Genomic DNA, 11,866 nt, shown 5'->3' with positions numbered 1-11,866 from the left:
AATGAACCATGACTACGTTTCAACGTTTTCCTACCCAAACCCCGGCCACCAGCGTTGCAGCACTGAAGGCCCGTATCCTGGCCCTGCTACCCGCTATCGGCGAGGGCGCTGCCCAGCGCGAGCGTGAACGCCAGCTGCCCCACGAAGCCATCGCCCAGCTCGCGGCAGCCGGACTCTACACCGTGCGCATCCCCAAACAGTACGGCGGCCCCGGCGGCAGTGTCAGTGATGTGATCGAACTGCTGCTGAAGGTCGCCTCGGTCGACTCCAACGTCGCCCAGGCCCTGCGCCCCGGCTTCGCCTTCGTCGAAGGCCTGCTGGTCTCGCGCGCCGACGGCGCCGAGCAGGAGCGCGAGCGCTGGTTCGCCCGCTACCTGGACGGCGCGGTGATCGGCAACGCCGGTTGGGAGCTGGGCGGCGCCAACGGTGCCATTGCCGCACGCCTGGTGCGCGAGGGCGAGCACTTTCGCGCCAACGGCAGCAAGTTCTACAGTACCGGCGCGCTGTTTGCCGACTACGTCAGCGCGGTGGCACTGGATGAAGACGATCAGCCGGTGTGGTTCATCCTGCCGCGTGATCGCGAAGGCCTGGAACTGGTCGACGACTTCGACGCCATGGGCCAGCGCCTGACTGCCAGCGGCACCACGCACCTGCGCAATGTGAGGGTCGAGGCCAGCGACATCCGCACGCGTACCGTGGAGGAGGGCAAGCGCACCCTGGTCACGCCGTTCCTGCAGCTGTTCCTCGGCACCGTGCTGGCCGGCATCGCCCGCAATGCGCTGACCGATGCCACCCGCTTCGCCCGCGAGCATGCCCGCCCGATCAAGCACAGCAGCGCTAGCCGTTCGGTGGACGACCCCTATGTCGAGCTGTCGGTAGGCGACATCGCCGCCCGCGCCTACGGCGCCGAGGCGCTGGTGCTCAAGGCCGCCGCGAGCATCGACAAGGCCTGGGCCGCGCAGCTGGACGAAGCGGCCGTGGAGCAGGCCGCCCTCGAAGTGGCGCAGGCCCAGTACCTGGTGGCCGAGCTTGCACTCAAGGCTGCCGAAACGCTGTTCGATGTGGGCGGCGCCTCCACCACCGGCCGCCAGCACAACCTCGACCGGCACTGGCGCAACGCCCGCACGGTGGCCAACCACAACCCGCGCCAATGGAAGGCGGCAGTGGTCGGTGCCTGGCAGCTCAAAGGCACCCAGCCGCCTGTCTCGGGGCTGTTTTGACCGCCCAGCTGGCCTTGCTGGCCGGCCATGTGCAAAGCCCCCGGGTGCCGGTGATCATCGGCGCCGCGCTGTTCATGGAGCTGCTCGACAGCACGGCGGTGATGACCGCCTTGCCGCAGATGGCCGCCGACTTCGGCGAACCGGGCCTGCGCATGAACCTGGTGGTGTCGCTGTACATGCTCGCCCTGGCGTTGTGCGTGCCGGTCAGCGGCTGGGCCGCCGAACGCTTTCGCCCGCGCCAGGTGATGCTGCTGGCGATGGGCCTGTTCACCGCGGCCTCGCTGGCCTGCGCGCTGGCCGAAACGCTGTGGCAGCTGTGCCTGGGGCGCATGCTGCAGGGCGCGGCCGGGGCGCTGATGACGCCGGTGGGGCAGGTGATCATCCTGCGCTGGTCGAGCCGCGAGCAGTTGCTCCAGGCCATGTCCTGGCTGGCCTTGCCGGCGCTGGTCGGGCCGTTGCTCGGGCCGCTGCTGGGCGGCCTGCTGGTGACGGTGCTGTCGTGGCACTGGATCTTCCTGGTCAACCTGCCGATCTGTCTGGTCGGCTGCTGGCTGATCGTGCGCCATGTGCCGGACTACCCGGCGCGCCGGGTGCCACCGCTGGACCTGCGCGGCCTGCTGCTCAGTGGCGGTGCCTTGGCCATGCTGGTGTTCGGCCTGGAGTCGCTGGGGCTGGGCCAGTTGCCCAGGGCATGGGCGCTGGCGCTGATCGCCGCTGGCGTCGTGTGCGGCCTCGGCTACCTGCTGCACGCGCGGCGGCATCCCAACCCTTTGGTCGACCTGTCGCTGCTGCGCTTGCGTAGCTTCGGCGTGGCCCAGGCGGGCGGTGGCCTGTTTCGCCTGGGCTCGGCGGCGCAGCCCTTTCTGATCGTGTTGCTGCTGCAGAACTGCCTGGGCATGAGCCCGTTGGCGGCCGGCTGGCTGGTGGTCAGCGGTGGTGTTGGCGCGCTGTTGATGAAGCTGCTGGCGGTGCCGTTGGTGCGTCGCTACGGTTATCGGCGAGTGCTCAGCTGCAATGCGGTGTTCAGCGGTTGCGGCATCGCCTTGTGCGCCGGTTTCGACCGGGACACGGCAGTGTGGCTGATGGCGCTGGTGCTGTTCGCCGCGGGGCTGGTGCGCTCGCTGCAATTTTCCACCCTGGGCGCGGCCAGCTACCAGGATGTGCCCGGCGAGCGTTCGGCGGCGGCCAGTTCGTTGTCGGCGATGTCCGTGCAGTTGACCATGGCCTTGTCGGTCAGCCTGGCTGGGGTACTGCTGGGTGCATTGGCCGGCCTTGAGGGGCGTAGCGAGACCTCGGTGGCAGATATTGCCACGGTGATGTTGGTGTGCGCGGCGCTGTGCGGGGTATCGGCAGGGGTGTTCCGGCGCTTGCCAGGCTGAGCAGGCACATGCGCAAAAGGTTCCGACTGATGTTGGCAAAGGCGGGCAGCTTCAATGCGGGTCCCAACTCCGTCCCTACCCGTAAGGAACTGCCATGCCCAACATCATTTCATTTGCCAGCAAGGAAACCAGCCTCGCCCATGCCGTCGCAACCAAAGTCGCTGAAGTCCGTGCGATAGCACCTTTGGTGCTGCCGGCTGCAGACGCCGAGATCGTCGACTGCTATGTCCGGCAGATCGAAGGCACCTACGACAGCGCGCGCGCCAAGACCGACACCGACCATGCCATCGAGTTGCTGTACATCGCCTACAACACCACACCACAGGCCCAGGGCGAAATCCGTAATGCCATCTCTAGCATCATGAGCCGCTTGATAGATGCTCAGCAGGCCAGCCAGCGTTCAGTCAGCGACGCCGTCACGCAGGCTTCGCTCATCGACCAGAAACTGCGCGACAGCCTGCCGGACTGGCTGGACATCAAGGACAGCGACAATCCACAAGAGATCAAGGCGTTCGTGGCCGAGGACCTGTTGCGCCTTGCCCAGCTGATCGAGCAGAAAGCCTTGCGCGTCAAGGACAGCTTGATGACTACCGCCAAGGACTATGACGCGATCATCACCGAGACCGAGCGCGTTACCCAGAAAAGTGAGGTATTGCTGAGCGACACCCTGGAGGCCAATGCCAAACTCGCCTCCGATTTGCGTGTGGCGAAGGCCACCAGCGAATCGCTTGAAACACTGGTGGAGGACATGCGCAAGCAGGTGGAGCAGTTTCAGCAACTGGCCGCCGATTACCAGCAGCAGGCGCAGAGTGCCGAGCAGAAGGCGTCCAGGGCCAACCTCCTGCAGACCATGTTCCAGGTAGTCAGTGCCATCGTGCCTATCGTGGCATTGGTCAGCGGTGTGGGGGCACCTGCGGTTGCCGCTGGCGCGATGGTCGCCAGCGTGAGCCGCAGGGTGGAGGATGAGCGGAACACCTCCAGCGCCATCAAGATTCGCGAGGATCGCAGTCGCCTGCAGGTGAAACACAAGCAGCTGCAGGACACGATCGAACAGGGTGAAAGCCAGGTGCAGTCGCTGAAACAGGAGCGCAGTCAGGCGGGCGCAAGCGCCGATGGTGAGTCCGCTCAAGGTTTGGATGAGCGCATCGCCAATGCAGAGCAGGCGCTGAGCGAGGCGAAGCGGAATAACGGCAGGCTCGAGGCTGAAATGAATGAGCTCGAAACCGCGCTGGCGCAGCTGGAACAGATTGCGGGCAACGTCGGCAAGGAGCAGGAAAGCAAGGCGAAGAGCCTGCGCGAGTTGCAGCTCGAAATGGTTATCAAGGCCGAAGACTACGAGAAAAAGCGCAGTGAGCATGGTGCGGAGTTGACCAAGCTCAAGGTGTTGCTGGCTGGGCAGCGCGATGAGCAAGAGACCAACGAACTGGCGATCCGTTCGCTGAATTTGAGCATGACGGCGCTCAAGCGCACCAAGGAAATCGTTGAGGAAATCGCGCACTTCTTCATGTCGTTTTCCGCGTTCATGCAGCAGGTGGTCGATGAGGCAAGCATTCGCGTCGAGGGCTATGAACACGTGGCCAGCAGCGAGACCTTACGTCAGCACAAACGCGAGCAAGTATTCGCCGCCACGGATGAGTTCTTCATCGAGCAAACGGCACAGTGGCTGGCGGTCGCCAGGGTGTGCGGCATTTTTGCCAAGACCTTCGAGAGTGGCTGGAGCAAGTTGAACGAACTCAACGGCAACTACATCAACGGCGAGCAGTTGGTTGCCTACCTTGCTGAGGCTGCTATCAAGCTGGCGGAGATCGCCAAGGCACGTGAAACCCTGAAAGCGCAGCGACTCAGCGATCTGGGCGACTATCGCAAGCAGATCGAGGCCGTGGCTGACCAGGCGCTGCAGACGTCGTCCTGACCCTTGTCGAACCTGTTCAGTAGAGAGGTGTTTTTATGGCCACCTGTATTGGGCTGCGAACGTTGGCCGTGATGGGCGTGTGGAGTTTTGCAATGGGTATAACCGTTGTCCAGGCTCAGCCGTCCGAGCAGTGGGAGGGCGTCGTGAAGAATCTGGAGCGACTCGAGCGCACGCTGCAGGAACAGAGCGTGGAGAAAGAGCGGGATATCGAGTGGCTACACAGACAGGTGCAGGAAAAAGAACGGGAAATCGAGTCGCAAAAAGCAAACATCGCAGGAATCGCCGCCGAAAGTGGTGACAACCGCCAGACCTTGGCGGTGTTGCGCAATGAGCTCGCGTGTACGCAGACCGTCAAGCTGTTATGGGACAGTCGGGCCGACAAGTTGGAGCAGCTACTGCGCCAGCAAAGAGCAACCCTTTCGGCGCTCGGGGAAGTGATTCCAACCCTGCGGCAATTGCGGGAGAGGGATAAGCCATAACAGTGCCGGCCCCATCGGCGCCAAGCCAATTCCCCCATCTTCCCGGCAGACCATGAGTCCCGCCGTGGTAGCTGTGGGAGCCGGCTTGTCGGCGATGAGGTCGGTGCCGATTGATGACGGTGTTCTGCCGAATCCTGGAGCTCAACATGCCCGACCCCGAATCGTTTGCATGCCTTGATCAAATCACCCTGACAATCCGCGACCAGGTCGCAGAGATTATCCAGCGTGAGCCGTTGGTCCTGCCTGCGGCGCAAAGCGCGCTGGTCGAGAGCTATATCGTAAGGACCGAAGGTGCATACAGCGTTGCGAGCTTCAAGGGTGATACCGAGCATGCGATAGACCTGCTTGTCATCGCCTACAACGTGACGCCCCATGACCAGGCCGAAATTCGCATCCAGATTGACGCGATCATGAAGCAGCTGAAGGTTGCGCAACAGGACAGCGAGCATGCCATCCTCCAGGCTACTGCCGTGGCCGAGGGAATCCATGCGCGGCTTGATGGCGTTTTTTCGACTTGGCTGAAGGCAAGGAATGATGGCCAGCAGGCTGTCATCCGGTTCTTGAGCGAAACCATGCTGGGGTTGGGTGAGGAGATCCAGCACAGCACCGCCAAGGTCAGAGAGGACTTGCACAAGATCGCCGAGCGCTATGACCGTATCCTTGTAGAAACACGACGGGTCAATGACGCCAGTCAGGCTGCCCTTGGCAAGCTGATAGCGGGGAATGAGGAGTTGCTGCGCGAGTCGCAGGAAGCCGGAGAGCGACAGAGGGAACTTGCCACGCTGCTCGCCGAAATGACTGAAGAAGTCCGACGTTACGAGCAGAGAGCCACCCAAGTAGAGGTCGCAATGAGCGAATTGCTTAACCTCGGGGCCCCACTGGTGTCGAGTGTGTTGCCGTTGTCGGTGTTCAACGAGATCAAAGAGATTTCGCTGTTGGCTGCATCGAGATTGAGCGGTGCATGTCGTGATCTCACATCGGTCGACGGGTTTGAAAATGACCGGCTGGACACACGGGCCATCGTGCAACAGCACATAAGTTTGCTTGAAAAAGTATCGGAATATGAAAAACACCTCGGTCTGCATGAGGATGGGTTGGACAAGATCACGACGTTGCTGATGGGGTGTTGCCGTCAGCAGAAGTCCGCCGAGTTTGCGTTTCGCGCATTCAACCTCAGCCTGGGTGCCCTTGCCCGTAACAAGGAAATCATCGAGGAAATGGCCTTCTTCTTCAGCTCTTTCTCCGACTTGATGCAGGCCATGCTAGCTGAAGCCCAGCTGCGTTTCGGGATTTACAAAGGACTTGATCAGCAGCGTGAGTTTGCCGAGAACAAGCTACACCGCCTGATGCGAGCTACGGACGCACTGTTCATCGAGCAAGTCGCGCAATGGCTGGCTGTGCATCGGCTCGCGGGCATTTTCGCGCAAACGTTCAACAGCAGTTGGCGGCGGCTCAATTCATTGAGCGCGCTTTACTTGCCAAGTGATGAGTTTGACACCCACTTGGAAAAAATCATCAAGTATCTCGCCGACGTCGCCGAGCAGCGCCAACAGCGCAGGCAGATGCGCAATACCCAGTTAGAAGATCGCCTGAGGTTGTTTCGCGCTTGCATTGGATAAGCGGTCGTCGATCAGCGGCATGAGCGACTACGCTCTAAACGAAAGTAATATTTTGAAATATTTGCCCAGTTGGCCCTGAAGGATCTTGTGCATTTGCAGCTTATGGAAGGCCGCGCTGGTTGGCAGGTCGCCCCATGGGGGGGCCGGACATCATGGGGTGCCCTGTGCAACCCGTGCAATTCCAAGCAGAGGCTCATCATGCTGAAGAAATGTATGTTGGCGTTGGCCATCGGTGCGGTGCTGTCGGCTTCGGCGGTACTGGTGCCTGACTCCCTCGGCGGTGCGTCCAGCGCGTATGCGAAGGATGGTGGCGGCGGTGGTGGCGGCGGACACGGTGGTGGTGGCGGTGGTCATGGTGGTAGTGGTGGCGGTGGCGGCCACGGTGGTGGCAGCGGCGGTGGCGGAGGCCACGGCGGCGGTAGTGGTGGCAGTGGCGGTGGCGGAGGTCATGGCGGCGGTAGTGGTGGCAGTGGAGGCGGGGGGGGGCACGGCAGTGGCGGTAGCGGTCATAGCGGCGATGGCGGTGGGCATGCCAGTTCGGGCCGTGGTGAAAGTGGCCGCAACGGGGCCGATGATGGGGCCAACCATGAAGCCAACCACGAGGCTAATCATGAGGCCAACCACGAAGCCAACCACGAAGCGAATCACGAGGCCAATCACAATGTGGGCGAGGCCCACGGTGTAGGGCATGGTGCGGATGATGGGGTCAATCATGATGTCGGGGATGATCATGGAGGTGATCGGACCTGACATTTGAGCAGGCCAGATGCGGCCCTATCGCCGGCAAGCCGGCTCCCACAGGTACACCACCGCGCCTGAGACCGGTGCTGTACCTGTGGGAGCCGGCTTGCCGGCGATAAGGCAGTAACGGCTACCGCAAAGCTCAGATCGACAACCGCACCACCCGCGCATCCAGCACCTGCTCTTCCTGCACCCGCCGCTTGTTCACCACCAGCTCCCCAATCGCAATCAGCCGCGTGCGCGTGACATTGCGCGACAACCCCAGCAACTGCGCGGTATGCACCTGGTTGTAATGGCAGAAGTGATAGGCCGAGCGCAGCAGCGCGTTTTCGACCTTCTCGTACAAATCCCCCGGCTGCTCCTCGTACAACCGGCTGAACGCCTGCAGCAGCAGATCCTCCACACCCTGGTTGCTGGCCTCTTCCTCCTGGCGCTCCAGGCGTAGATGGGACAGGCGCAGATCCTGCGCCTGCACCAGCCCATCGCCGCACGTCAGCAGGCTGTGATGAATCACGTTCTCCAGCTCGCGAATGTTCCCCGGCCAGCTGTACTCCACCAGCTTGGCCTGGGCCTTGGGGCTGAGCTCCACCGGGCCGTAGCCCAGACGCTCGCTGTAGCTGCGAATGAAGTGCCGGGCCAGCGGCAGGATATCGCCCGGCCGGTCGCGCAGCGGGTGCAGCTGCAGGGTCACCACGTTCAGCCGGTAGTACAGGTCTTCGCGAAAATGCCCGGCGTTGATGGCTTTCTCCAGCTGCACGTTGGTCGCCGCCAGCACCCGCACATTGATCGGAATGCTCTTGCGCGAGCCCAGCCGCACCACTTCGCGCTCCTGCAGCACGCGCAGCAATTTGACCTGGATCGGCAGGGGCAGGTCGCCGATCTCGTCGAGGAACAGCGTGCCGCCGTTGGCCTCTTCGAACCAGCCGGCCTTGGCCGCCAGTGCGCCGGTGAAGGCGCCCTTTTCATGGCCGAACAGCTCGGCCTCGACCAGCGACTCGGAGAACGCGCCGCAGTTGACCGCGACGAATGGGCCGTTGCGCCGGCCGCTGAGGTTGTGGATATGGCGTGCGACCAGCTCCTTGCCCGTGCCGGTTTCGCCGATGATCAGGACGCTGGCCTCGCTGGGGGCGACCTGTTGCAGGTGGGCGAGCAGCGCCTGCGATTTAGGGTCTTCGAAGACCTGCGCGGTCGCCCTGATCGAGGTAGCCAGTTGCGGTGACGGGGGGAGGGTCAGCAGTTGCATGGGCGATCCTTAGGAATAGAAGGATGGGGCAGGGCGCTTGCCGCTGAGGGCCCACTCGCCGAGCTCGTGGATGCGGTAATCCACCGGGTCGTGCAAGGTTTGCGTTCTCAGGTTGCGCCAATGACGGTCAAAGCGCAGCGAAGCGTGGGTGGCGCGGGCGCCGGTGACTTCGAACAGGCGGTTGCAGATATCCAGGCCGTGGCGCGTGGCCGCGACCTTGGCGGTGCCGATGGCCAGGGCCAGATCGCCGCGTTCCTCGGCGCTCAGTGTGTGCTCCTTGGCCCAGGCCCGGTCGAGTTGCAGGGCGGCCCGTTCGATCAGCAGCCGCATGCTTTCCAGGCCGACCCAGAACTCGCCGTAGTGGCGCAGCACGTAAGGGTCGTCGGCGGGGCCGGTGGCGCCCGAGCGGAACCACGGCCGGCTTTCCTTGAGGGTGTACTGGCGTGCTTCGTCGAACGCGCCTTCGGCAATGCCGAGGAACAGGTTGGCGAAATGCAGCTGGGCGATCAGCGGGCGCAGGGCGGCGAACGGTGTGCTCAGCGGGCCGGGGTCGAGCAGCAGTTCGTTATGCTCGACCCGCACCCGTTCGAAGGTGGCGCTGCCACTGTCGGTCTGGCGCTGGCCGATGTTGTTCCAGTCGTTGTGCAGGGTAATGCCGGTGCGGCCACTGGGGATCGCGGCAATCAGCAACTTGCCGCCGGTGCGTTCGTCCACGGCCGAGGCAATCAGCATTTCCGAGTCGCTGGCGCCGGAGCAGAAGCTCTTCTTGCCGGAGAACTCGCACCAGCCATCGAAGTGCTTGACCACCGTGCGCGTGTCCAGCGGATTGAGGGCGTTGCCCCAGAACCAGTGCTTGCGCGCAGTCTGTTCGAACCACGGCTGCCACTGTTCGGGGCGGGAAAACAGGCGCACGGTGGCCAGCATCAAGTGATGGAAGCCGAACACGTGGGCCAGCGAGCTGTCGACGCGGGCGAATTCGCGCACCACCTCGAAGGTTTCGTGCCAGCTGGCGCCCTGGCCACCGAAGGCCTGTGGGATCACCAGCGACAGCAGGCCGCTGTCGCGCAGCGCGTCGCGTTCGGCCTTGGGCGTGCCGCCGCGCTCGTCACGCTCGACGGCGCTCTGGGCGAACTGCCCGGCCAGTTCGCGGGCGATGGCCAGGGCAGGGCGTTGGGCAGGGGTTACCGGTGCATTCATGGCCGCTCCTCAGGCGCTCTTGCGCAGCGCATGGTGGGCGCCGAACAGCGGCACGGCGCGCTCGGCGGCGAGGCGGATGCGGGCATTCAAGGCATCGCTGGAAACCCGGTAATCGGCCAGTTCCGCCTGGCTTGCGTACACACCGATCGGCAAGGTCAGCGCCTGCAGGAAACTGAACAGCGGGCGCAGCTGGTGATCCAGCACCAGGGCGTGGCGTTCGCTGCCACCGGTGGCGGCCAGCAGTACCGGGGTGTCGACCAGGGCGTCCTGGCCGATCAGGTCGAACAGGTGCTTGAAGTGGCCTGGGAAGCTGCCGCGGTAGACCGGGGTGGTCACCACCAGCAGATCGGCCTTTTCCACCAGGCGCAGTTGATGCTCGACCGATTCGGGCAGTTCGCTGCGCCACAGCGCGGCGCCCAGGGGGCGGGCAATGTCGCCCAGCTCGATCAGGTGCGGCTTGATGTTCAGGTGCTGGCCCAGTTCGGCGAGGATGGCCTCGGTCAGGGTCAGGGTGCGCGAAGGGCGGGAAGTGCCGCCGGACAGGGCTACGACATTCAGGGGGGCGCTCATGGCAGGTCTCCGGTTGAATAAGCGGGACTTTGCTTGAGCAATCGTCGTGCCGGTTTTGAATTTTGTTATGAATCAACAGGTTGCGTGCCTTTGATGGCTTCGACCGGTGTTGCCTTGTGGGCGTTGGATGTTGATTCGGTGTTGCGCTGCAGACAGTTGGCCGGGTGTTGGCGGCTGTACAGTTGGAAACGTTATAGAGGAGTTGTTTGCAAATAAAAAAGAATAATAATTCATATTCTTATATCTTTATTTGATTCAAGGGCCCTATCGCCGGCAAGCCGGCTCCCACAGGTACAGCGCAGTGTTTGAGAATTGCGGTGGCGATGGGGCCCTTGAAGGGAGCGCAGCGTTTGAGCACTGTGGTGTCGGTGTGGGAGCCGGCTTGCCGGCGATAAGGCCCTTGAAGGCAAAAAAAAAGCCCGCTGACCGAGCGGGCTGAACGTAGAGCACTTGCGTGATTCAGTGGCCAAGCCCATCGCTGATGACGATCCCCTTGGCCTGCATCGCCTCGATCAACCCGGCCCGCACGTGGGGCAGGTTGAGCATGCTGGTATGGCGCACCCGCTGAACTTCCTCACCGCTATACGGCTGCCACTGTTCAGGCGAGCTGTCGCCTGCCATCCCATCCCGTGCCAGCAGCCAGTTGAGCAGGTCGGCAATCTGCTGATCGTTCAGCGCCGACTGTGAAATCCCCGGCACCCGCACCAGGAATTCGCGCCCGCCCGGCACCTTCAGGAAGTTGCCGACGAAGCCCTGCATGCGCGGTGTATCGTTGGCCGCCGACCCCTCACCACTGTCACGGTGGCAGCCGGCGCATTGCAGCTGGTAGTTCACCGGCACCGAGTACCCGGCCTGGGCAATCGGCACCGGTGGCACTTCATTGCCGGGCGCCGGGCGCTGGTTGGGGTTGGGCAGGGTCCTGGCCTGGGCCAGCGGCGCCAGCAGGCACAGGAGCAGAAGCGCCGTCACACCTTTCATGGCGCTACACCGCCACGCCGCGAATGATGGTGACGGTGCAGTTGTAGATCTTCGACTCGGCCCCCAGGCACCAGTTGATGTCGTTGTTGTTGAACGGCCGGTACAGCGGTTGCTCGTCGTCGTTGCGTGAGCACGCGCACTGGCCGCAGGCATGCTTACCGCAGCAGTCGTTGTACGAAATGATGTAGTTCTTGCCATCGGCCGGGTTGCGGCAGGTGCCGATCCAGGTCACCAGGGAGGCATCGGTGCCGGGCGGGCACGAGGTGATCGAGCCGCCACAGCACGAGCAGAGGAAGCCGTCGATCGAGCAGTTGCGCCAGTAGTCGCAGCTGGTCGGGTCGCCCGGGTCGCCCATCTTCGGCTCGTCGGCCGCCAGCGCCTTGGCAGTGCGGTCGATCGGCAGCAGCACCGGCAGGGCGGCACCGGCGACGATCAGCGAGCCGAGGCGGGCCAGCACCTTGCGCCGCGAGGTGGTGTCGGCGACATGGCGGCTGGAGCGTTCAAACAGTTTGTCGAGAAAACTCATGG

General features: G+C 63.3%; 11 protein-coding genes. 5 read left to right on the top strand and 6 right to left on the bottom strand.

Going from position 1 to position 11,866, the window contains the following annotated elements:
• Positions 1–8: 8 nt before the first annotated feature.
• From ACIPZB_RS15495 to ACIPZB_RS15475, 5 genes are all read left to right on the top strand, one after another.
• Positions 9–1,220, top strand: coding sequence for an acyl-CoA dehydrogenase family protein (locus ACIPZB_RS15495; protein WP_400641275.1), 1,212 nt, complete (start codon positions 9–11; stop codon positions 1,218–1,220).
• Positions 1,217–2,599, top strand: a complete 1,383-nt coding sequence (locus tag ACIPZB_RS15490) for an MFS transporter (protein ID WP_400641273.1) — start codon at positions 1,217–1,219, stop codon at positions 2,597–2,599. The genes ACIPZB_RS15495 and ACIPZB_RS15490 overlap by 4 nt, the downstream gene beginning before the upstream one ends.
• Positions 2,600–2,693: 94 nt before the next feature.
• On the top strand, positions 2,694–4,511 hold the full coding sequence (locus ACIPZB_RS15485; RefSeq protein WP_400641271.1) for a hypothetical protein: 1,818 nt from the start codon (positions 2,694–2,696) through the stop codon (positions 4,509–4,511).
• A 35-nt stretch (positions 4,512–4,546) separates the two neighbouring features.
• Positions 4,547–4,990: a hypothetical protein gene (locus ACIPZB_RS15480; RefSeq protein WP_400641269.1), complete on the top strand. Its 444-nt coding sequence runs from the start codon at positions 4,547–4,549 to the stop codon at positions 4,988–4,990.
• Positions 4,991–5,136: 146 nt separating this feature from the next.
• Positions 5,137–6,609, top strand: coding sequence for a hypothetical protein (locus ACIPZB_RS15475; protein ID WP_400641267.1), 1,473 nt, complete (start codon positions 5,137–5,139; stop codon positions 6,607–6,609).
• A gap of 150 nt (positions 6,610–6,759) precedes the next feature.
• Here the strand turns inward: ACIPZB_RS15475 and ACIPZB_RS15470 are convergent, their stop codons facing one another.
• The 6 genes from ACIPZB_RS15470 to ACIPZB_RS15445 form a co-directional block, all read right to left on the bottom strand.
• Complete coding sequence (locus ACIPZB_RS15470; protein ID WP_400641265.1) at positions 6,760–7,341, bottom strand: hypothetical protein; 582 nt, start codon at positions 7,339–7,341, stop codon at positions 6,760–6,762.
• Positions 7,342–7,492: 151 nt separating this feature from the next.
• Positions 7,493–8,593 carry a sigma54-dependent transcriptional activator SfnR gene (gene sfnR, locus ACIPZB_RS15465; protein WP_400641263.1) on the bottom strand — a complete coding sequence of 367 codons (1,101 nt, stop codon included), beginning with the start codon at positions 8,591–8,593 and terminating at the stop codon, positions 7,493–7,495.
• Between the two features lie 9 nt (positions 8,594–8,602).
• Positions 8,603–9,790: an acyl-CoA dehydrogenase family protein gene (locus tag ACIPZB_RS15460; RefSeq protein WP_400641261.1), complete on the bottom strand. Its 1,188-nt coding sequence runs from the start codon at positions 9,788–9,790 to the stop codon at positions 8,603–8,605.
• Positions 9,791–9,799: 9 nt separating this feature from the next.
• The gene (gene msuE, locus ACIPZB_RS15455) at positions 9,800–10,360 is read right to left on the bottom strand and encodes an FMN reductase (protein WP_008100285.1); all 561 of its coding nucleotides are present in this window, start codon (positions 10,358–10,360) and stop codon (positions 9,800–9,802) included.
• 459 nt (positions 10,361–10,819) lie between these two features.
• Positions 10,820–11,338, bottom strand: a complete 519-nt coding sequence (locus ACIPZB_RS15450; protein ID WP_400641258.1) for a cytochrome C — start codon at positions 11,336–11,338, stop codon at positions 10,820–10,822.
• Between the two features lie 4 nt (positions 11,339–11,342).
• Positions 11,343–11,864 carry a methylamine dehydrogenase light chain gene (locus ACIPZB_RS15445; RefSeq protein ID WP_016392015.1) on the bottom strand — a complete coding sequence of 174 codons (522 nt, stop codon included), beginning with the start codon at positions 11,862–11,864 and terminating at the stop codon, positions 11,343–11,345.
• Positions 11,865–11,866 lie beyond the last annotated feature (2 nt).

This window comes from Pseudomonas sp. NPDC089396, from assembly GCF_044749545.1.
GTDB lineage: Bacteria > Pseudomonadota > Gammaproteobacteria > Pseudomonadales > Pseudomonadaceae > Aquipseudomonas.
The sequence above is the reverse complement of the archived record's forward strand: the minus strand, read 5'-3'. Positions and strand labels throughout refer to the sequence as shown.

Coding starts and splice junctions, on each gene's coding strand:
- ACIPZB_RS15480 (WP_400641269.1), top strand. CDS start 4,547: ATGGCCACCTGTATTGGGCTGCGAACGTTGGCCGTGATGGGCGTGTGG.
- ACIPZB_RS15470 (WP_400641265.1), bottom strand. CDS start 7,341: ATGATCATCCCCGACATCATGATTGACCCCATCATCCGCACCATGCCC.
- ACIPZB_RS15495 (WP_400641275.1), top strand. CDS start 9: ATGACTACGTTTCAACGTTTTCCTACCCAAACCCCGGCCACCAGCGTT.
- ACIPZB_RS15450 (WP_400641258.1), bottom strand. CDS start 11,338: ATGAAAGGTGTGACGGCGCTTCTGCTCCTGTGCCTGCTGGCGCCGCTG.
- ACIPZB_RS15485 (WP_400641271.1), top strand. CDS start 2,694: ATGCCCAACATCATTTCATTTGCCAGCAAGGAAACCAGCCTCGCCCAT.
- ACIPZB_RS15475 (WP_400641267.1), top strand. CDS start 5,137: ATGCCCGACCCCGAATCGTTTGCATGCCTTGATCAAATCACCCTGACA.
- msuE (WP_008100285.1), bottom strand. CDS start 10,360: ATGAGCGCCCCCCTGAATGTCGTAGCCCTGTCCGGCGGCACTTCCCGC.
- sfnR (WP_400641263.1), bottom strand. CDS start 8,593: ATGCAACTGCTGACCCTCCCCCCGTCACCGCAACTGGCTACCTCGATC.
- ACIPZB_RS15445 (WP_016392015.1), bottom strand. CDS start 11,864: ATGAGTTTTCTCGACAAACTGTTTGAACGCTCCAGCCGCCATGTCGCC.
- ACIPZB_RS15460 (WP_400641261.1), bottom strand. CDS start 9,790: ATGAATGCACCGGTAACCCCTGCCCAACGCCCTGCCCTGGCCATCGCC.